The sequence below is a fragment of the Cellulosilyticum ruminicola JCM 14822 genome, from assembly GCF_001311925.1.
GTDB classification, from domain to species: domain Bacteria; phylum Bacillota; class Clostridia; order Lachnospirales; family Cellulosilyticaceae; genus Cellulosilyticum; species Cellulosilyticum ruminicola.
Genome location: NZ_BBCG01000014.1, coordinates 1 through 19,313, shown reverse-complemented (window position 1 = coordinate 19,313; position 19,313 = coordinate 1). Strand labels below are relative to the sequence as shown.

Annotated in this window: 22 protein-coding genes; 16 read left to right on the top strand and 6 right to left on the bottom strand. The window is 31.8% G+C overall.

Annotated elements, in window-relative coordinates:
• The first annotated feature begins 153 nt into the window (after positions 1–153).
• From JCM14822_RS06840 to JCM14822_RS06830, 3 genes are read left to right on the top strand one after another with little or no spacing between them, the layout of a single operon-like run.
• On the top strand, positions 154–387 hold the full coding sequence (locus JCM14822_RS06840; protein WP_054740865.1) for a hypothetical protein: 234 nt from the start codon (positions 154–156) through the stop codon (positions 385–387).
• A gap of 44 nt (positions 388–431) precedes the next feature.
• Complete coding sequence (locus JCM14822_RS06835; protein ID WP_054740863.1) at positions 432–1,802, top strand: hypothetical protein; 1,371 nt, start codon at positions 432–434, stop codon at positions 1,800–1,802.
• 26 nt (positions 1,803–1,828) lie between these two features.
• Entirely contained in the window at positions 1,829–2,317 is a 489-nt protein-coding gene (locus JCM14822_RS06830) for an isochorismatase family cysteine hydrolase (RefSeq protein WP_054740861.1), read from the top strand.
• On the opposite strand, the gene JCM14822_RS06825 is transcribed toward JCM14822_RS06830, so the two are convergent.
• Positions 2,312–3,049: a TIGR03915 family putative DNA repair protein gene (locus JCM14822_RS06825; protein ID WP_054740859.1), complete on the bottom strand. Its 738-nt coding sequence runs from the start codon at positions 3,047–3,049 to the stop codon at positions 2,312–2,314. The two genes, JCM14822_RS06830 and JCM14822_RS06825, sit on opposite strands and share 6 nt — an antisense overlap.
• 17 nt (positions 3,050–3,066) lie before the next feature.
• Positions 3,067–4,416 (bottom strand): putative DNA modification/repair radical SAM protein, encoded by a 1,350-nt coding sequence (locus JCM14822_RS06820; protein ID WP_054740857.1) that lies wholly within the window; start codon positions 4,414–4,416, stop codon positions 3,067–3,069.
• Between the two features lie 236 nt (positions 4,417–4,652).
• Between JCM14822_RS06820 and acpP the strand changes: the two genes are divergently transcribed.
• From acpP to fabG, 3 genes are all read left to right on the top strand, one after another.
• Positions 4,653–4,877: an acyl carrier protein gene (gene acpP, locus JCM14822_RS06815; protein ID WP_054740855.1), complete on the top strand. Its 225-nt coding sequence runs from the start codon at positions 4,653–4,655 to the stop codon at positions 4,875–4,877.
• Positions 4,878–5,017: 140 nt separating this feature from the next.
• Positions 5,018–5,956: an ACP S-malonyltransferase gene (fabD, locus tag JCM14822_RS06810; protein ID WP_054740853.1), complete on the top strand. Its 939-nt coding sequence runs from the start codon at positions 5,018–5,020 to the stop codon at positions 5,954–5,956.
• Positions 5,956–6,699, top strand: coding sequence for a 3-oxoacyl-[acyl-carrier-protein] reductase (gene fabG / locus JCM14822_RS06805; RefSeq protein WP_172674784.1), 744 nt, complete (start codon positions 5,956–5,958; stop codon positions 6,697–6,699). Before fabD ends, fabG begins: the two co-directional genes overlap by 1 nt.
• A gap of 151 nt (positions 6,700–6,850) precedes the next feature.
• On the opposite strand, the gene JCM14822_RS24460 is transcribed toward fabG, so the two are convergent.
• Positions 6,851–7,084 (bottom strand): IS110 family transposase, encoded by a 234-nt coding sequence (locus JCM14822_RS24460; RefSeq protein ID WP_242861435.1) that lies wholly within the window; start codon positions 7,082–7,084, stop codon positions 6,851–6,853.
• A 274-nt stretch (positions 7,085–7,358) separates the two neighbouring features.
• Between JCM14822_RS24460 and fabF the strand changes: the two genes are divergently transcribed.
• Genes fabF through JCM14822_RS06785 form a run of 3 tightly spaced genes read left to right on the top strand, consistent with a single transcriptional unit; the run spans position 7,359 to position 9,518 of the window.
• Entirely contained in the window at positions 7,359–8,597 is a 1,239-nt protein-coding gene (fabF, locus tag JCM14822_RS06795; RefSeq protein WP_054740972.1) for a beta-ketoacyl-ACP synthase II, read from the top strand.
• 2 nt (positions 8,598–8,599) lie between these two features.
• On the top strand, positions 8,600–9,022 hold the full coding sequence (fabZ, locus tag JCM14822_RS06790; protein ID WP_054740848.1) for a 3-hydroxyacyl-ACP dehydratase FabZ: 423 nt from the start codon (positions 8,600–8,602) through the stop codon (positions 9,020–9,022).
• Between the two features lie 58 nt (positions 9,023–9,080).
• Complete coding sequence (locus tag JCM14822_RS06785; RefSeq protein WP_054740847.1) at positions 9,081–9,518, top strand: MarR family winged helix-turn-helix transcriptional regulator; 438 nt, start codon at positions 9,081–9,083, stop codon at positions 9,516–9,518.
• 43 nt (positions 9,519–9,561) lie between these two features.
• Here the strand turns inward: JCM14822_RS06785 and JCM14822_RS06780 are convergent, their stop codons facing one another.
• The gene (locus tag JCM14822_RS06780; RefSeq protein ID WP_054740845.1) at positions 9,562–10,725 is read right to left on the bottom strand and encodes an alpha-galactosidase; all 1,164 of its coding nucleotides are present in this window, start codon (positions 10,723–10,725) and stop codon (positions 9,562–9,564) included.
• A gap of 301 nt (positions 10,726–11,026) precedes the next feature.
• Between JCM14822_RS06780 and JCM14822_RS19195 the strand changes: the two genes are divergently transcribed.
• The 4 genes from JCM14822_RS19195 to JCM14822_RS06765 all read left to right on the top strand — a co-directional run bounded on the left by JCM14822_RS19195 (position 11,027) and on the right by JCM14822_RS06765 (position 15,408).
• Positions 11,027–13,249, top strand: a complete 2,223-nt coding sequence (locus JCM14822_RS19195) for an Ig-like domain-containing protein (RefSeq protein ID WP_083461307.1) — start codon at positions 11,027–11,029, stop codon at positions 13,247–13,249.
• Positions 13,250–13,592: 343 nt separating this feature from the next.
• The gene (locus JCM14822_RS23700) at positions 13,593–14,015 is read left to right on the top strand and encodes an FAD-dependent oxidoreductase (RefSeq protein WP_330377391.1); all 423 of its coding nucleotides are present in this window, start codon (positions 13,593–13,595) and stop codon (positions 14,013–14,015) included.
• A complete protein-coding gene (locus JCM14822_RS06770; protein WP_330377390.1) occupies positions 13,987–14,862 on the top strand; it encodes a CoA-disulfide reductase in 876 nt (291 codons plus the stop codon). Before JCM14822_RS23700 ends, JCM14822_RS06770 begins: the two co-directional genes overlap by 29 nt.
• A gap of 117 nt (positions 14,863–14,979) precedes the next feature.
• Positions 14,980–15,408, top strand: coding sequence for a transposase (locus tag JCM14822_RS06765; protein ID WP_054740843.1), 429 nt, complete (start codon positions 14,980–14,982; stop codon positions 15,406–15,408).
• A gap of 378 nt (positions 15,409–15,786) precedes the next feature.
• Here JCM14822_RS06765 and JCM14822_RS06760 read toward each other — a convergent pair whose 3' ends face one another.
• The gene (locus JCM14822_RS06760) at positions 15,787–16,311 is read right to left on the bottom strand and encodes a hypothetical protein (protein WP_054740841.1); all 525 of its coding nucleotides are present in this window, start codon (positions 16,309–16,311) and stop codon (positions 15,787–15,789) included.
• A gap of 175 nt (positions 16,312–16,486) precedes the next feature.
• Between JCM14822_RS06760 and JCM14822_RS06755 the strand changes: the two genes are divergently transcribed.
• Together JCM14822_RS06755 and JCM14822_RS06750 are read left to right on the top strand one after the other, a co-directional pair.
• Positions 16,487–16,816, top strand: a complete 330-nt coding sequence (locus JCM14822_RS06755; RefSeq protein ID WP_054740839.1) for a hypothetical protein — start codon at positions 16,487–16,489, stop codon at positions 16,814–16,816.
• A gap of 43 nt (positions 16,817–16,859) precedes the next feature.
• Positions 16,860–17,234 (top strand): TrkA C-terminal domain-containing protein, encoded by a 375-nt coding sequence (locus tag JCM14822_RS06750; RefSeq protein ID WP_054740836.1) that lies wholly within the window; start codon positions 16,860–16,862, stop codon positions 17,232–17,234.
• A 136-nt stretch (positions 17,235–17,370) separates the two neighbouring features.
• On the opposite strand, the gene dinB is transcribed toward JCM14822_RS06750, so the two are convergent.
• A complete protein-coding gene (gene dinB, locus JCM14822_RS06745; protein ID WP_054740834.1) occupies positions 17,371–18,540 on the bottom strand; it encodes a DNA polymerase IV in 1,170 nt (389 codons plus the stop codon).
• 330 nt (positions 18,541–18,870) lie between these two features.
• Here dinB and JCM14822_RS06740 point away from each other — a divergent pair.
• Positions 18,871–19,313, top strand: a 443-nt coding sequence (locus tag JCM14822_RS06740; RefSeq protein WP_330377380.1) for a hypothetical protein, incomplete at its 3' end; no start/stop codon positions are given.

Below are 19,313 nucleotides of genomic sequence, written 5' to 3'. Positions count from 1 at the left end.
GCTAGCATACACCTATCATAATTGATTGTGGTATTTTATGGTAAAAGTATAAAATTAATATACAGATTAATAATATTTTAGTGTATAATAGTTAAGTAAAAATAATATATTCTAAGAATCAATACCTATAAAATATAAAAGATAGGGGACAAAATGAAAAAGTACATAAGAATAATGACAGGGTGTTTGTTATTTTTTGCTTTGTATAATATTATTTTAGCGAATGAAAACTTGCCTGTAGCAGTATTTGAATTTACTAAGCTAGCTTATGAAAAAGGCGAAGAGGTTATTATGGTAGATTCAAGTTATGCACTAAATGGTGCAAGTGTGACTAAAAGAGAATGGATGGTGGTAACTAACCAGCAAAAAAATCTAGTAGTCATTTAAAGTCGCTTATTAATCAACTAGATGTAGGGCAATATGAAATCTTTTTGCGTGTAAAAGATTCAAATAATGTATGGAGTTTATGGACTAGCCGTAAGCTTACTATTACAAAAGCAAGGCTTATTAAGATTACAAGCTTAAAAACGTCTAAGACAAGTTATGCGAAAGGTGAAAAAATAGATTTTGTATATACGTTAGATAATCCTAATGATTTAGAAGTTAAAGGGCAGAGATGGCGTTATAAAAATTTAACAACCAATGGGAGTCTGATTTCAGGGAAACCCAAGTATTTTAAGAGATCAGGGAAGTATGAAATAAGTGTGGAATTACAAGATGAAAGAGGAAACTGGTCCAATAAAGCCACTTGCATTGTAGTAATTGGTCAAAATCAAAAAATAAGGAATGGTTATTACCTATTTAATGAAGGTAAGCAAGGGGACTTAATTGATGGGTATATCGATAAGGATTACAACAATTTTGTAGATTTATCTAGCATGGTAAATGTGGAAGTATTAGATGTAAATGGTTCACTTATTATGAGCAATTCACCAGAAAGCATTCCAAGTAGTGGAATCTTATATAGGGATACATTAGAGCAAGAAGGAAAGATACTTATTCATCATACTAATGCTACAACACAAAATAAGAAGTTAATGATTATAGCAACTACTAAAGAAGAAGAACCTATTAAACTTATTGTAAGTAATGAAGCAATTATAGGACCAAGTCCTCATATACTAAGCAGTGGGCAACTAGCAGTAAGCACATATTTCAAAGGAAAGAAATCAAAAGAGTACATAGTTAAAAAAGGGGAGCAAATTTGCATTTATAACAGTAGTTTAAATGGCGTATGGAAACCTAATGAAACGATAACGGGCTTATTAGATCTTTATTCAGAAGGAAAAGTTAGTTTATCTGTAGTAGCTATGGACTATGCATCTGAAATTGGTAATATAGCTAAGTTAGCAGTAATGCCAGCTGATGGAATCCATATAAGAGGTACTTTTGATGTTATTAAAAGGGAATATGTAGTAGATATTAATGCCTTAACACAATCTGCAAAACTTGTTATAGGACGAGAAAGCGAAGAATGGCTTAAAGGAAAAGATGCTTTAACAGGGCAGGAAGTAAGGAATAAAGGAAACTATGGATTGCCAATAAGCATTAAAGTCAAAAGTGATAAAAATATAGGGATTATATTAAATGCTAGAGGTGGAAGTTATTTAGGCGCACTTAAATGGAATAATAATAAAGTATTTAATGTACCAGGTGAAGATATATTGAATAATCAAAAGGTAGCAGCACTTGTTGGAATGACCAAAGGAAATACTAATAGTGAAATATTATATATGTTGCCAAATGGTTCATCAGCACCGGTATTATTTGGATTTATTCCAGAAGCAGTATGGAAGAATTAAATGTAAGAAAGTAAGAGGAGTAAAAAATGAAAATATTATTAATAGTAGATGTACAAGATGGTTATATTAATGAGTTTACACAAAGAATTCCAAAGGAAATCGAAAAACACGTGCACAACTTTAATTATGATTTAGTGATTGCAACACGTTTTATCAATAAATCAGACTCATTGCATAAATCAGAACTTAATATGAAAGATATGACAATGTTAAGTCCACACGCAAAGCTTGCTGAAAATATAGGAAGCTTAGCAGACATTGTTATTATGAAATCAACATATACAAGCTTAACAGTAGATGTGGCTAAATTACTTGAAAAAAATCAAGTGAGAGAAGTTTATGTAGCAGGCCTTAATACGGATACAAGCATTATGGCAACAGCTTTAGAACTCTTTGATAAAGGTATCAAGCCAAAAATTCTTTCAAACCTTTGTGGTACAATCCATGGTGAACAAGCAAATAGTGCAGCGCTTGAAATATTAAAAAATGCATTAGGTGAAAATAACATTTTATAATTCACCTAAATGCTTAAAGTAACGTTTTGGAATAAAAGCGTTACGTCTTCGAATATTGATACGCTCTTCAATTGTAGCAGCTTTATAATAAGTTCTAAAAAGATCTAAAAATGGATCTGATTGAGGTGCCTTCATAAGTTTAAGATGCTCTTCTTCTGATAAATTTTGGAGAAAAGCATCTTTTTTATTATAAATAAGTGCAACATGTCTTTTTAAGTCATGAATAATAAATGACTGATTTGAAAATCGATTCACAAAATGTTTTATAAGAAGTGGTAATATAAAATGGTCAGGTTCAATTTGAGCATAAAACATAAGTGGGGCAAGCTCTTTAAAACGAACAAATCCAGTGAAGCGGTGGACTTCATGCCCTACACGTTTTGCATAGAGATCAACTTTACGAATTACATCATTACTTTTAGCTAGATTAATTTTATCTGTATACTTAAAACAAAGACGCAGATAATGTAATATAAGGGTCTCAGCATCATTATATTCACTTAAATAGAGGTAATAAACATTAGAAAGCGTACTATGAGATAAGTTTTTTTGAATACTTGTGTAAACTCTAGTAGCCTTATCTTCTTCTGTAGAAATAACTTTTGAGGTTGTAAATAAATTTGAATGATAAGTATCTTCGCGAAATATAGAAGATGCTTCTTTATCGTTATAGGCATAAAAAATACAAGTTAAAAGCCCGTCAAAAGATCCATCATATAAGTAATCTATCATTATAAGTATCCTTTCTATTATAATTCTCCTGTTAAAGCAGATAGGCTGTCTTGAAGTAATAATGGCTTAACAGCAGATGTACTGTTTAGTAGCAGACTAGTATTATGAGTCGTAGATGATAATGTAAATAAACTTAATTGTTCATAGGGTATATTTTCTTCAAATTCGAACTGAGGCACTAACTTACGGCGGATTTGTATATCGTCAATATCTGTGCTGCCGTAATATTTGGTATTGCAGGTGATAAAGAATTGAGCTCTTTTAAGCACTATACCTAGTTTTTTCAAATCATCGTAATTAAGTGGGGCAATACGCCTGCTTATGACAATTTTTTTAGCACTACGAATACCGATGCCTGGAACTCTTAATAACATCTCATAAGGAGCTTTATTAATTTCAACAGGAAAGAGATGCAAGTTATTCAGTGCCCAATTACATTTAGGATCTAGATGAATATCAAATTGTGGTTTTTCTTCACTTAGAAGCTCATGAGCTTTAAAACCATAAAAGCGAAGAAGCCAGTCACCTTGATAAAGTCTATGTTCTCTTAAGGTAGGTGGTGTCTTAAGTTCTGGTAAATTACTATCTGTATTAACTGGTGTATAAGCAGAATAATAAACACGTTTTAAATTATATTTGTTATAAAGATTTTCGCTTAAGTTTAAGATTTTAAGATCAGTTTCTGGAGTGGCCCCAATAATAAGTTGTGTACTTTGACCTCCAGGAACGAAAAGAGGGGCTTTTTTGAAGGTTTTACGAGCTTCTTTAGCAGATATAATTTGAGATCCAATACTACGCATAGGGGCTAAAATGGCGTTTTTATCTTTATCTGGTGCCAGAAGTTTAAGAGAGTTTTCTGAAGGAAGTTCAATATTTACACTCATTCTATCTACATAAAGGCCGGCTTCATGAATGAGTTCTTCGCTAGCACCAGGAATGGCTTTCATATGAATATAGCCATTAAAACCTTCTTCAAGTCGTAATTTTTTGGCAACTTGTAAAAGCATTTCCATTGTATGATTAGAATTCTTAATAATAGCTGAACTTAAAAATAATCCTTCAATATAATTGCGTCTATAAAAATTGATTGTTAAATTAATAATTTCTTGAGGTGTAAATGATGCCCTTTGAACATCATTAGAACGTCTATTAATACAATAAGCACAATCATAAATACAATAATTGGTCAGTAGGATTTTAAGGAGAGAAATACATCTGCCATCTGGCGTGAAACTATGACAAATTCCGCTAGTAGCAGCTGCACCTAGATTTCCTTTTTGCCCTTTTCTTGTAGAACCAGAAGACGAACAGGAAACATCATATTTTGCTGCATCTGACAAGATTTTTAATTTTTCATTAAGATCCATAGAGTCTACTCCTTTCAAATTATAATCTGTGTTGCGAACGTATGTTCTAGCATATGTATTATAAAAGTAAATTAACTGATATACAAGGGAAAATAGAAAAAAGTAAGAAGAAAGATAAGGAAATAAAAAATTTTGTATATAAAATAAAAAATCTAACAAAAATATTGACAATTAATTCCTGCAACGGTATACTTTGAATAACAAAGTGTTAAAAATAATATACTGGAGGCAAAGAAATGTTTGAAAAATTACAAGATATTATTGTGGATAAGTTAGGTGTTGAAGCAAGTGAAGTCACAATGGAAGCAAGTTTTCGTGGAGATTTAGGAGCAGATTCACTTGACCTATTTGAAGTTGTTATGGGAATCGAAGAAGAATTTGATGTAACAATCGAAAATGAAGATTTAGAAAAAATTGAAACAGTAAAAGATGCAATTGAATATATAACAAGTAAACAGTAAATAGCTGAAAGGGGTGGCAAGTAAAAAGTTAAATTTGCTACCTCTTTTTATAACCATAAAGTATAGCAGACAAAATATAAAAATAGCACCTATAGTGCCATTTGTGAGTAAAGACAAGAACAGAGTAGAGGGTGAGAAAAATGAAATTAGCGCTATTATTTCCTGGTCAAGGCGCTCAATATGTAGGAATGGGTAAAGAATTGTACGATCACTTTGAAGAAGTAAAAGCTATATTTGATAAGGCAAACAAATTAGTTGATTGGGATTTAAAAGAAGTGTGTTTTGAGGATAAAGAGGATGTTATTAATCAAACACGCTACACGCAACTTGCATTATTCACAACAAACTATGGGGCCTTTAAAGCTTTTACAACTAAGGGAATTGATGTACAAGCTGTATTAGGATTTAGCCTTGGAGAATATGATGCCATAGCAGCAAGTGGCGTTTTAACGTTTGAAGAGACCTTAAAACTAGTAGAAAAAAGAGGTTGTTTCATGGAGGAATGTGCAGTGCAAAATCCAGGTGGCATGGTAGCTGTTACTATGCTGGATATTGATACTGTAAAAGAAATTTGTGATAAGGTAAGAGAAGAAGTGGGAGAAGTAATTGGTGTAGCCAATGATAATTGCCCAGGTCAGGTAACTGTAGCAGGAACAAGTAAAGCGTTAGAAGTAGCAGAGCCTTATTTTAAAGAAGCGGGGGCAAGAAGAGTTGTGGCACTTAAAGTAAGTGGAGCATTTCATAGTCTACTCATGCAAAAGGCATCTGAGAGACTTTATAAAGAAGCAGTGAAATTAACTTTTAAACAAGCCAAAATGCCTATTATTAGCAATGTTACAGCAAAAGAAATGAATGAAAAAGAAGTTCTTCAAAACATTCCACTTCAAATTACAAACGGTGTAAGATTTAGAGAAAGTATTTTAAGTCTAATAGATCAAGGATTTGATACATTTGTAGAAGTTGGGCCTAAATGTGTTCTAAGCAAATTAGTAAAGAAAATTAATAAGGATGTACGTATTTTTAATATTGAGGATATGGCATCTTTTGAAAAAACTATGGAAGCGTTAGGAGAAGAATAATGTTAAAAAATCAGGTAGCTATTATCACAGGTAGTGCAAGGGGAATTGGAAAAGAAATCGCTTTAATGTATTACAAACAAGGTGCAAAAATCGTTGTTAATTATCCAGGAGATTTCGAAAAAGAAGCAGCCGAATCTGTAGTCGAAACTATCCGTAGTGAAGGCGGAGAAGCTATGGCAGTATGTGCTGATGTAACCAATTTTAAAGAAGCAGAAGAACTTATTAAAACAACTGTTAGTACATATGGAAAAATAGATATTTTAGTAAATAATGCAGGTATTACAAAAGATATGTTACTTACAAGAATGACAGAAGCAGAATTTGATGCAGTTATTAATGTTAATTTAAAAGGTGTATTTAACTGTACTAAATTTGCTGTAAAAGCTATGCTTAAGACAGGCGGTAAGATTATTAACATTTCTTCAATTGTAGGTCTTAGTGGAAATGTAGGACAATGCAACTACTCAGCATCTAAAGCTGGTATTATTGGTTTCACAAAAACAATCGCTAAAGAATATGGTTCAAGAAACATCCGTGTAAATGCCATAGCACCAGGATTTATCCAAACAGATATGACAAAAGTACTTAAAGAAAGTGTTAAAGAAGAAATGAATAAACAAATTCCATTAAAACGTTTAGGTAATCCAGAAGAAATTGCTAAAGTTGCAACATTTTTAGCAAGTGACCTTGCAAGTTATGTAACAGGGGAAGTAATTCGTGTAGATGGTGGAATGGCAATGTAGCCTCGAAAGGAGACCAGCTATGAAAAGTCAAGTAAAAAATTAGCTAAGATTTTTATATTTAATTTTACCTAAAAATGGATAACTTTAATAAAGTTATTAAAAGTAATACTATTGTAAAAATATTATTCTAGATTAAATGATATATTATCGGTTAGCATTTTATAAATAATAGGACTAGTTTACCAAGGTTGTTGCCGTAATGAGCCGTTGATTCAAGAACTATAATGAGGCTGTTTTTCTCAAAAGAATTGAATTTGGAAATCAGCTTTTGGAAGCCATTATAGTCATTTGTAAATTTAAACGGTTGAAGTATTATTTCACCATCAGAAGATAGAGCTGAGGCGAAATGATTAAGTTTGGCAATATCAATGCCAACATAAATCATAGGAATGTCTTCATTCATAAGTGTTGATACTGTGACAATTCACAGACATTTATCATCATAAACTTGATTGAGATAAGTACTTATAGGCAATAAAATAGCTTAGACACATCCAGCTATAAATGATTCAGATAAAGTTGTGGCAATACACTCCTTTAAGTAGTTGAACTACAGAAAAATAATCTAAAGTCCACAGCATCTGAATGTATTATAATCACAAATCAAAAGAAAGGAAAAGTAGATGTATTTGCTTCTAAATACATCATACAAGAAAGATATGGAACATAGAGTGGTTGTTACAGGAATGGGACTAGTTTCACCGTTAGGAAATGAGGTAGAAACATTTTGGAATAACATTAAAGAAGGCGTATGTGGTATTTCTTTATTAAGTGAAGAGCAAAAAGTAGAAGGATTAAATATTCATGTGGCAGGTATAGTAAAAGAGTTTGAAGCTGAAAGATATATGAATCGTAAGGAACAAAAGAGACTTGCTAAATTCAGTCAATATGCTATTTATGCAGCTAAAGAAGCATTAAAAGATGCCAATGTAGATATGGAAAAAATGGATACCACAAGAGTAGGTGTCATCATTGGTAGTGGCATAGGAAGTTTGCAAGGAACATTTGAGGAATCAATTAAATTAAAAGAAAAGGGTGGTAAACGTGTATCACCTTTATATATTCCAATGACTATTGCTAATATGGCAGCAGGAAATGTAGCAATTTATACAGGGGCAAAGGGTGTATGTACTGCTATTGTTACAGCTTGCGCATCTGGAACACATAGTATTGGAGAAGCTTATAGAAACTTAAAACATGGATATAGTGATATGATTATAGCAGGTGGTTCAGAATCTTGTATTACTCATATAGCAATTGCAGGATTCAATGGACTTACTGCACTTAGTAAATCAAAAGATCCAATGCGTGCATCTATTCCGTTTGATAAAGAGAGAAATGGCTTTATCCTAGGGGAAGGTGCAGGGATACTTATATTAGAAACATTAGAGAATGCTATGGCTAGAGGTGCCAATATTATTGCTGAGATTGTAGGATATGGTGCTACAGGAGATGCTTATCATATTACATCACCATCTTTAGATGGCGATGGTGCTGCTAGAGCTATGCGTGAGGCAATCGAAGAAGCTAATATTACACCAAATCAAATAGATTATATTAATGCGCATGGTACCAGTACACATTACAATGATTTATCTGAAACAATTGCAATTAAGAAGGTATTAGGTGAAGATACAAAAGTTGCAATCAGTTCAACTAAATCTATGACAGGACATTTATTAGGTGCTGCAGGCGGTATAGAAGCCATTGTTATTGCGAAAGCATTACAAGATGATTTTGTGCCAGCAACTATAGGTTATAAGGTGCCAGATGAAGAATGCGATCTCGATTATGTACCAAATGAGGGTAGAAGCATGAAAGTTGAATATGCAATGAGTAATTCATTAGGATTTGGCGGACATAATGGTACAATTGTTATGAAGAAATGGAGAGGTTAAATATGTTAAGTACAAAAGAAATTATGGAAATTATTCCTCATAGATATCCTTTTTTACTTGTAGACCGTGCAGAAATTATGGAAGAAGGCACTGGGGCTAGAGGATATAAAAATGTAACAATGAATGAACCATTTTTCCAAGGACACTTTCCAGGAGAACCTGTTATGCCAGGCGTTTTAATTGTAGAGGCATTGGCACAAGTAGGGGCTATTGCAATTTTATCTCAAGAATCTAATAAAGGAAAAATAGCTTATTTTGGTGGAATTAAAGAAGCTAAATTTAGAAATAAGGTTGTACCAGGAGATGTATTAGAATTAGAATGCTCAATTATAAAGCAAAAAGGCCCTATAGGTGTAGGCAAAGGAATTGCTACCGTAAATGGCAAAAAAGCTTGTGAGGTAGAATTAACCTTTGTAATAGGGTAGTATATAAATAGCTAAAAGTATTAGACAAAGAAAGTTAATAGAGTAAAGGGTGTAGAAAATGCTAGATAAAATAAAGGAAATTAATAATGCACTGGTTTATATGCATAATTATATTATAGAAGCAGAAAAAGATGCCTTAGTCAATAGCCCTTACAATGAATTAACATTTACAGAGATCCATGTTATAGAAGCAGTGGGAATAGAACCTAAAACAATGAAGGAAGTAGCTAGTAAATTAAAGATAACGATGGGCAGTTTAACTACTAGTGTAAATCGTATTGTACAAAAAGGATATATAGAAAGAAAATTTGATAAGGCAGATCGCAGAAGAATATTTATTAATTTAACGCCAAGAGGAGTAGAGGTTTATAATTTTCATGAGATTTTCCATGAAAATATAATAGGTGAAATAACCAAGGCATTAGAAGAAATCAATCCTGAAGTATTAAATATAGAGTTACAAAAGCTTGTCGATGTATTTCAAAGAGCTGAATAAAAAAGAAGTTACTGTAAAATTTTATTTTGCAGTAACTTCTTTTTTAATAATTTGAAAGTAATTTAACTAATCTTACACCATGAGCAGGTACATCTAATGAAAAACTATCTTTGACTTCCTTTAAAGTATCATGTGTCCATAAATCATAAAGGATATATGTATTAGATAGATTTAGATTTGTGTTAATTATAAAATTAGTATCTGTTGTATTGAAAATAGCTAGGTAACGAGAACCATCACTAGCTTGTGTAGTCCAAGTAATATATTCATCTGTGCGATAGAGTTCATAAGCTGCATGAGAATGTTTTAGTAAAGAAAAGACATCTGTATTTGTAAGTAGAGATTGTACTTCTTCTGAGAGTTTTTTGAAATCTCCATCTAATATAATAGGTGATCTAAAAATAGCACATAAGCTTAATAGACTCATGATTTCATTTTTAGTGAGGTGCTTATCTAGCTCACTAGCTATAAAAGGAAGTATAGGCCAACTATCAACGCCAACAGCAGGATTCCAAATTTTACAAAGTTTAAAAGCTTTCATAATATCTGGCCAGCCATTAAGAAAGGTATCACTAATAGGCCAAAGGTTAGCGTATTGTGTAATATAGTCTAATTCTTGATAAGGCATAATTGGTGAGGCCACATAAAGCAGCATTTGTCTATCACAGCTTTTAAGTGCTTCGTTTAAATCAGGTAAGTCTTCATAATCGAATTCAGTCATATCGATATAAATTAGGTCAACGCCCCAATTTGCATAAAGTTTAAAAAGATATATGTAATAATTAATGGCACCAAATTTATTAAAGTCAATAACATATTGATCGCCATGTGCAGTAGCAATATCGCTGATATGAGTTTTGCCATCAGGCAAAAGAACATCTTTGATAATACTGCTGCGTGGAATATAAGGAGAAATTTGTAGTCCAAACTTAAGATTTAGATTATGAAGGTGTTCTCCTAATGGCTTAAATCCAGCATTGTTTGTAGCAGAGGTAAACTGCTGTGGCGTAGGAATATAAAAACCATGTACATCACTTTCGGCACCAGCATACCAGCTATCATCTATAATAATATATTCATATCCAAAGGCCGTAAGACATTCGGAAATATAATTTGCAGTAATGAGTAAACTTGTTTCGGTAATGGGTTCTTGACGGAAACCACTATACCACCCCAAAGGTGGAGCTTTTTCAAATTGAATCATCATTAAAACCTCCCTAATTTCTATTTCTTTAGAATAAAATATTATTTATATAAAGTAAATGTTAATAATTGTCATGTTACTTAAAATTAGAAGGCAAAATGAAGTTCACTCAATAATAAGATGGGAAAAAAGTAAAATTAATGATAAATAATAAAATATTTTAGAAAAATATGATATAATTCTAGAGGAAATGACATGATACCACAAAAAAAGTGACATTATAGACTGGTAGATTGAAAAAATAGCAGGTAAATATATAATTAATTTATAAATAAGATTTAAGAAATCAAGGGGTGTGTTTTAGATGAAAAGTAAAAGATTTTTTGCTAAATTAGTAGGATTAGCAGTTATCGTATCAAGCACATTAGGATTTAGCAATGTAGTAGTTGCAAGCACAGGAACATTAGAAGAAGCAAATATTGTAGGGTCTAAAGCGATAGTGGGAGAAGACAGTATAAATAATAATACACTTATTATTAAGGCAAATGGGGGGAAAATGCAATCAGCAGATGATAATATTAGCTTTTCTTATGTACCAGTAAGTGGTGACTTTACAGCGACAATGAAGATTGCAAGTTTGGAAAATGTAACTTCAAATACAAGAGCTTATTTAATGGTACGCAATGGCTTAGACATTACAGATGCACATATTTCAGCAGGACTCAAAAGTAGTGGACAGGGAGCTTATGAAGTTAGACTTCCAGAACGTAATAGTGGTAGTTTAAGTGGCTCAAAAGTAGGAGATTTTGTACGTATTGTAAAACAAGGTTTAACTTTTAGTGTATATGTATCAGATACGTTAGACTTTAAAGGAAATCCAGTTAAAGTATTTACAACTGATGAGAGTAAAAATAATACAGTAGCTCTTGCAGGAAATCAATTAAATGTTGGTATTGCGGCATGTGATGCCACAGTAAAAGTAGATTATTTTAATATTGTAGATGGTAGTGGGAATACAATTTATGATCTAAGTAATACAAATGAGGATAAGCCTGTAATCGAAGAAGCTTATATTACAAATGTAGAAAATCCAAGTAGTATCAGTGTATATCAAGGTGAAAATATTGATTTACCAAGCACAGTAAAAGCTACATATAGTGATGGCACAATAAAAACAGTTAATGTAGCATGGCAAGGAATCAAAAATATATTGGGAACACAAACAATTATTGGCATTATTGAAGGATATAATGGCATAGTGACTATGAATTTAACAATTTTAGAAAAAGAAGATAAGAAGGAGCAAGAAAATAATTTAACAACAATCTATGTAGCACCAAATGCTGATGACAATGGAGCGGGTACAATAAATGCACCAATGTCACTTAGAAAAGCCATTGAAAGTGTAAAGGCTGGTGGCACTATTTATTTAAAAGGTGGGACATATTACTTGGATAGTCAGCTTACCATTCCTTATACAAACAAAGGAGAAGAAGGTAAATTAAAATCTATAATTGCGCTAGAGGGAGAAGATGTGGTATTAGATTTCTCAGTACAATCTTATAATATGAAAGATACTTCTCTTAATGAACGTGGGCTTCAAGTAAATGGTGACTATTGGCATATTAAAGGAATTACTATTCAAGGAGCAGCTGATAATGGCTTTTATATTGCTGGTAAACACAATGTAGTAGAACTTTGCATTGCAAAAGGAAATCGTGATACTGGTATTCAAATCGGCAGAAGAGGTTCTAGTGTAATAAATTTTGCTGATTGGCCATCAGATAACCTTATTTTAAACTGTACATCTTATAACAATAGTGACCCAGCTACAGGAGAAAATGCAGATGGTTTTGCAGCTAAATTAACATGTGGTAATGGTAATGTGTTTGATGGTTGTATTTCATATAACAATGTAGATGATGGATGGGATTTATTTGCTAAACCAGCTACAGGGCCAATTGGACCAATTACAATTAGAAATTGTATTGCCTTTAGAAATGGGGCTACAACAGATGGTACATTTACTAAAAATAGTGATGGTAATGGATTTAAATTAGGTGGTTCTAAGATTGCAGTTTCACATGTAGTTGAAAATTGTATTGCTTTTGAAAATAAAAATCATGGGTTCACAGACAATAGTAACCCAGGGACAATTACTGTAAGGAATTGTACAAGTATTAATAATGCTTTAGATAGTGGCATTAAGAGTAATATTGATTTTGCTAGAGATAAAACGAATTCATATAATATTTTAGAAAACTGTATTTCATTTAGTACAGGTAAAGTAGGTAGTGATAAATACAAAGGAGAAGCTGAAAACTGCGTCTTTACCAATGGCGGTAAATGGTACAATATTGCAGAACGTCAAGAAGTAGATGTGAATAATTCTGCACTAAGAGGGCAACAAATGACATCAGGTGTAACAGCAAATGATTTTGTAACACTTAGTACACCTTCATCTCATGAGGATATTCATAAATTATGGCGTAATGCAGATGGTTCTATTAATATAGGAAATGTATTCAAAATTAAATCAGATAGCCAGTTTGCAAACCGTAATTTAGGGGCAGATTTTTCTAACTAATTCTTTGACCTACTAGTAAATTGATATAAAGAAAAAGGAGTATAGTGAAATAAAATTATTTTACCATACTCTTTTTTTGCATCTAATAGAATAGAAATCTTTTTAAAGCATAGACATGGAAGAAAATATCATTTAATATACCAAGTAGACATATGTCAATTATTCGTAAACTAAGGTAAAACTTTTGTAGAATTATTGGTAATACAAGTATATATATATATAATGAGTAATAAAGCATATATATGAAAATAATAAATAGAAAAAGTAAAAGAGGATTTAAAATGAAATTTATTATCGTAGGTGGTATAGCAGCTGGAATGAGTGCAGCAGCTAAACTTAGAAGATAGATGAAAAAGCAGAAATTACAGTATATGAAAAACAAAATTATGTATCATTTGGAGCGTGTGGACTTCCTTACTATGTAGGTGGATTCTTTGATAATCCAGATCAAATGATGGTAAGAACGCCAGAGAAGTTTAGAGAAACAGGTATTAATGTACAAACTGAACATGAGGTGATTTCAGTAGATATAAGTGCCCAAACTGTAAAGGTGAAAAATTTAGTAACGGATGAAGTGTTTGAAGATAATTATGATAAAATGATGATTGCAACAGGGGCAAGTGCAATTATTCCGCCGATTACAAACTTAGAACTTGAAAATGTGCATACAATGCGTTCATTACAAGATGGTCATATCTTAAAAGAAAAATTTCAACGAGAAGACATTCAAACAGTAGATTATAGGTGCTGGTTTCATTGGGCTTGAAGTTGTAGAAGCAGCTAAAAAATGTGGCAAGGAAGTAGTAGTATTCCAACTTGAAGACCGCGTATTAAAAGAAGTATTTGATGCAGAAATGACCACTTATTTAGAAGATGAGTTAAGAGCACATGGCGTTAATCTCCAAAAAAGTACAAAGGTAGTAGCATTAAAAGGTGAAAACGTGGTAACACATATTGTAACGGATAAAGAAGAAGTGCAAGTTGATCTAGTTATCTTAGCAACAGGTGTTAGACCCAATACAGCTTTCTTAAAAGATAGTGGAATTGAAATGTTAGGCAATGGGGCTATTGTAGTAGACAATGAAGGAAAAACATCAATTGCTAATATTTATGCAGCAGGAGATTGTGCTACAGTACCACATCTCTTAAAAGAAACACCAGCCTATATCCCACTTGCAACAAGTGCTAATAAATTAGGGCGTATTGTAGGTGAAAATTTAGGCGGTAATACAATGAGTTTTGAAGGGACACTTGGTTCAAGTTGTATTAAAGTAATGGATATTGAAGCGGGAAGAACAGGGCTTTCAGAAGAAGAAGCTAAACGTATGAATTTAGATTATAAAACTGTTTACATTGTAGATAAAAACCAAACAGACTATTATCCAGGACAAGAATCTATTGCTATTAAATTAATTTATGATAGTGCGACAAAAGTAATTTTAGGTGGTCAAGTTGTAGGGAAAAAAGATGCTGTACAAAGAACGAATGTTATTGCAGCTGCTATTTATGCTAAAATGACTACAAAGCAATTAGGTATGCTTGATTTATGTTATGCACCACCATTTGCACGTACATGGGATGCATTAAATGTAGCTGGTAATGTAGCAAAATAATTATAGATATATAATAAAATATATATGATAAAAAGGAGCATGAGGAAGAGATTCAATGTCATTAAGTTAAGATGACAAAAAAATTTCTATACTAATCAAATGGTATAGGGATCTTTTTTGAAAAAAATATTGACAAGTCTAAAAAATGAAGATATGCCTATACTTGTTGTTGATGGGTCTGATGTATATATTCCAACTAATCCTGATGATCTAAATTCATTTCATTCTGGAAAAGATGGAAGAAAACCATATAATCTTCTGCATATAAATGCATTGTATAATATAAATCATTTTATTTATCATGATGTAATAATACAAAAGTCTAAAGAAAAAAATGAATATAATGTTTTACAAGAAATGGTCGATTGTTCTGCAATGCCTAAAGCTCTCATTATTACTGATAGAGGTTATGAATCTTTCAACAGTATGGCTCACATTCAAGAGAAAGGATGGTTCTTTCTTATTCGAGTTAAAGATGGGATTAATAGTATAAAAAATGGACTGGATCTATCCAAAACAGACTGTTTTGATATTATGAAACCATAGTTACAAATCTAAACAGCGAGGAATAGCCTTCTGATAAAGTGAAAAAACTGTATGTTTCTCGTTGGGGGATTGAAATATTTTTTAAAGATTTGAAATATACGATCTTAACTATTAAGATTTTTCATAGCTTCCTTTATAGGGTAGCATAAAATTTTTATAATTGAATAGAAATTTTGAGACAGATGCAAATTTTTCTATTTCTAGTGCCTAAAAATAGAAAAAGAAGTTGAAGAAATGAATCTTCAACTTTTTTTCTAAAGAGTGCGTTTCTAATACAATGTTAACTTAATGACATTGGGAAGAGATTCATGATCCTTTTTGTATGTAAATGATAAGAAATACAAATTATAAGTTATAATTTTGTATTTAAGTAAAAGACTATTGTTTCCAAGGAATGCCCACATCTGAAATATTCCAGTTTTGCTCATCATTTAAAGTAAGGATAACTTTACTAAGGCCGGCAGCATAAGTAGTAGAATGCCATTTACTTGGCATGATTTGAATTTGATTATTTGAAAATGGTGTATCCTCTATTTTTAAGAAAAGCCCATTTTCAAAGACGGCATCATTTATGTAGCCTTGATTTTGTAAATCTTCAAAAGAAGCATCTATTATTTCAAAATGATAGGTTTTTAATTCCTCAAGAAGTTTAATGCAATCTTCTTGATTAAGATTAGTAAGGGCTTTTGTGTCAATAGCCAAATACTTAATATCTTGATTCATTTCGGGTGATGTATTAAAAACAAGGTCAATAGCAGATAAATACCCGGCTACAAGGTCTGTTTCACTTAAGTTTATGTTTGACGTAGAATTAGTTACAGGGGAGTTGTGACAGCCTGTAAGAAAAATACACATGGTGAAAATTAAGAGGTTAATAAAGACTTTAAAAAGTTTTGTGTGCATAATAAATCCTTCCTTATACAATTATAATGTGATTAAACTTTAGTATAGCAATAATACAGCTATAAACCAATGTATAAGAATGTAAATAAAGTTTAAATAAAGCATTTTAGTAGATATAGTAATTTGATACGAGTATAGATACATTATATATAAAATAGAAACTTAGAAAGGTACGGTGACAGTAGAGTCTAAGAAATTGAGTTTGAAATATAAGACAGCATCTTTATTGGAACTTGAAAGTGGTAGTAATGATACCGTGTTTTATATGTTAACTATGATTGTACTTATTATAATGGAAGGGAAAACACATATAGGAAGTATCGTTTATATGGTATTTGCTGAAATAGTATATGGAATATTAGTTGGTATAGGAATAGCTGCTATAAGCCGATTTATTCTTAAGAAGTTAAAGCTTATAACAGAAGACATTGAGACTATATTTATTATAGCTTTAGTTATAGGTAATTATGTATTTATGATTTCACTCATTTCTGTAGCAGTATAAGGGTCTTTGTTATCTATGTTGGCAAGAAAAATCGCCGATTACATTGATTCGTATAGCTATTAAAGAAGGGCATAGTTGGGTAAATAAAACAATAGAAAAGGCAGGCATTTCTACAAATTCATTAGCTATTATGATTAGGCGGAAGGAAGAAAATATTGTTCCTAATGGAGATGCGATTATTAAGGCAAATGATAGTATCGTATTAAGTGTATCAGAGTATGATTTAAAAGGAGAAATTAAGCTTAAAGAAAGTTATATTAATAAGCAGCATAAGTGGTGTGGAAAATGTATAGAGAAGTTAAAGCTGGCAGATGATGTACTAATTGCATTAATTAAAAGGGGCGATGAAAATATTATTTCAAGAGGCAGTACAACCATATTAGAAGATGATATTGTGGTGACGTATGTAAGTCAGTAATTCGAACTATAAACTTAATTAATTTGAAAAGAAATTTAGTATCTGATTTATTTGCAGTTTTAGCATGTATAATAAGGTGGCATAAAAAATATTATTTTGCGTCACCTTATTCTTTTAGTGTCTATAGAATATAATATTAGAATCCTTTTTTTATAATATTCGTGCCATATTTAGATTTTAGTAGGTCCAGAGAATTTTCAAGTTCTACGATTTTATGGTTATTGCTATTAAGTTCAAATAAACTCATTTGTTCAGGTTCATGTTGATCCTTTAGATTAAGGGCACGAATACCTAAGGCCCGTATAGGTGTTTTAAAATTACAATGGGCTTCAAAAAGTTCCATGCTTATGGCATTTATATCTTTTGCTAGGCAGCTTGGAAAAGGAAGAGGCTTTTGATACTGCTTGGCATTGAAGTTAGCATCCTTTACCCATATTTGAACGGTACGTGTAAGGAGTTCTTGATGACGAAGTCTTGTACTAACTTTTTCAGAAAGTTTCATGAAAAAATGTCGAACTTCATTTAAAGAAGTAAGATCATGTGCTAAAGTCGTGCTATTACCAATGCTTTTGATGGGTTCTTTACTATTTAAATTATGCACAGGAGAAGTATCTAAACCATTAGCATATTGCCATAGTTGTAAGCCATTTTCACCTAAAATTTGTTTAAGAAATTGGGGATTAGCCTGTGCAAGGTCACCAATAGTACGTATACTATAGAGTGTTAACTTCTTAGTAGTAGCTTTACCAGCCCCTAAAATGTCAGACACAGGAAGAGGCCATATAATTTTTTTAAAATCTTGTGGTGGAATGGAGGTAATTGCATCTGGTTTTTGGAAATCACTACCTAGTTTAGCGAAGACTTTGTTAAAACTTATACCAATAGAGATGGTAAGTCCCAATTCTTTTTTAATAGTTTGGCGTATTGTTTCAGCAATTTGTAAGGCATTACCAAATAGAGGGGTGCTGCCAGTAATATCAAGCCAACATTCATCTATACCAAATGGCTCAACTAAATCAGTAAAGCGGCTATAAACTTCTCTAGCAAGTTTAGAATAGTGGACATAAATATCATGATGAGGTGAAGCTGTTACAAGTTCAGGACATTTTTGTCTTGCGGACCATAAAGATTCACCAGTGATGATGCCATACTTTTTAGCTAATTCATTTTTTGCCAAAACTACACCATGTCTTTGGGCCTCACTGCCGCCTACAACCATAGGGATATGCTTTAAATCAGGATTTAAAAGACATTCTACGGAAGCAAAGAAGTTATTGAGATCACAATGTAAAATAATACGATTCACTTAAATTCACTCCTATATATGTAAACATTCATTTGAAAAAAGTATTATTTAATATCTTGAAATAATACTTTTGAATATATGATATATTATAGATTCGAACAAATGTTTGAGTCAAGGGCTTGAGTAGCTTCAGAAAGCACGAAAATACAAGTAAAAAAGAATAAAAGATGAAGCTTACATAAAATGGAAGGCGTAAAAAGGTTGATTATATAAATAAAGAGTGTATAATAGGTGTTACAGATTTATTACATAATTATTACAAAACACAACACATAAAATCATGTGAGTAATGAATCCAAATTGAGACTAACGATAAGAGGAGACATGAAAATGAAATACAACAAATTATTTAATAAGATATTATCAAAATCAGCGCTGTTACTCGTAGCAACAGGATTAATAATAACTTCAACTGTGCCAAATTATTTATATGCACAAGAAGCAGCTACAGAAAGTACAGCAGAAGAAGTCAATGCAAACAATGAATCAGTAGCAATTCCAGCAGAAAATGTATCTACAGGAACAGCACAAGCAAGAGGAACTACTCAAAAAGCAAGAGGAATTAAAATGACTTGGACAACAACATCATCAAGCTGTAATGTTACAAAGCCAAGTAATTCAAAAACAACAAAACCAAAAACAACAAAACCAAAAACAACAAAACCAAAAACAACAAAACCAAAAACAACAAAACCAAAAACAACAAAACCAGAAACAACAAAACCAGAAACAAACAAAACCACGAAACAAACAAAACCAAGAAACAACAAAAC

Coding starts and splice junctions, on each gene's coding strand:
- JCM14822_RS06840 (WP_054740865.1), top strand. CDS start 154: ATGAAAAAGTACATAAGAATAATGACAGGGTGTTTGTTATTTTTTGCT.
- JCM14822_RS06830 (WP_054740861.1), top strand. CDS start 1,829: ATGAAAATATTATTAATAGTAGATGTACAAGATGGTTATATTAATGAG.
- JCM14822_RS06825 (WP_054740859.1), bottom strand. CDS start 3,049: ATGATAGATTACTTATATGATGGATCTTTTGACGGGCTTTTAACTTGT.
- JCM14822_RS06820 (WP_054740857.1), bottom strand. CDS start 4,416: ATGGATCTTAATGAAAAATTAAAAATCTTGTCAGATGCAGCAAAATAT.
- acpP (WP_054740855.1), top strand. CDS start 4,653: ATGTTTGAAAAATTACAAGATATTATTGTGGATAAGTTAGGTGTTGAA.
- fabD (WP_054740853.1), top strand. CDS start 5,018: ATGAAATTAGCGCTATTATTTCCTGGTCAAGGCGCTCAATATGTAGGA.
- fabG (WP_172674784.1), top strand. CDS start 5,956: ATGTTAAAAAATCAGGTAGCTATTATCACAGGTAGTGCAAGGGGAATT.
- JCM14822_RS24460 (WP_242861435.1), bottom strand. CDS start 7,084: ATGATTTATGTTGGCATTGATATTGCCAAACTTAATCATTTCGCCTCA.
- fabF (WP_054740972.1), top strand. CDS start 7,359: ATGGAACATAGAGTGGTTGTTACAGGAATGGGACTAGTTTCACCGTTA.
- fabZ (WP_054740848.1), top strand. CDS start 8,600: ATGTTAAGTACAAAAGAAATTATGGAAATTATTCCTCATAGATATCCT.
- JCM14822_RS06785 (WP_054740847.1), top strand. CDS start 9,081: ATGCTAGATAAAATAAAGGAAATTAATAATGCACTGGTTTATATGCAT.
- JCM14822_RS06780 (WP_054740845.1), bottom strand. CDS start 10,725: ATGATGATTCAATTTGAAAAAGCTCCACCTTTGGGGTGGTATAGTGGT.
- JCM14822_RS19195 (WP_083461307.1), top strand. CDS start 11,027: ATGAAAAGTAAAAGATTTTTTGCTAAATTAGTAGGATTAGCAGTTATC.
- JCM14822_RS06760 (WP_054740841.1), bottom strand. CDS start 16,311: ATGCACACAAAACTTTTTAAAGTCTTTATTAACCTCTTAATTTTCACC.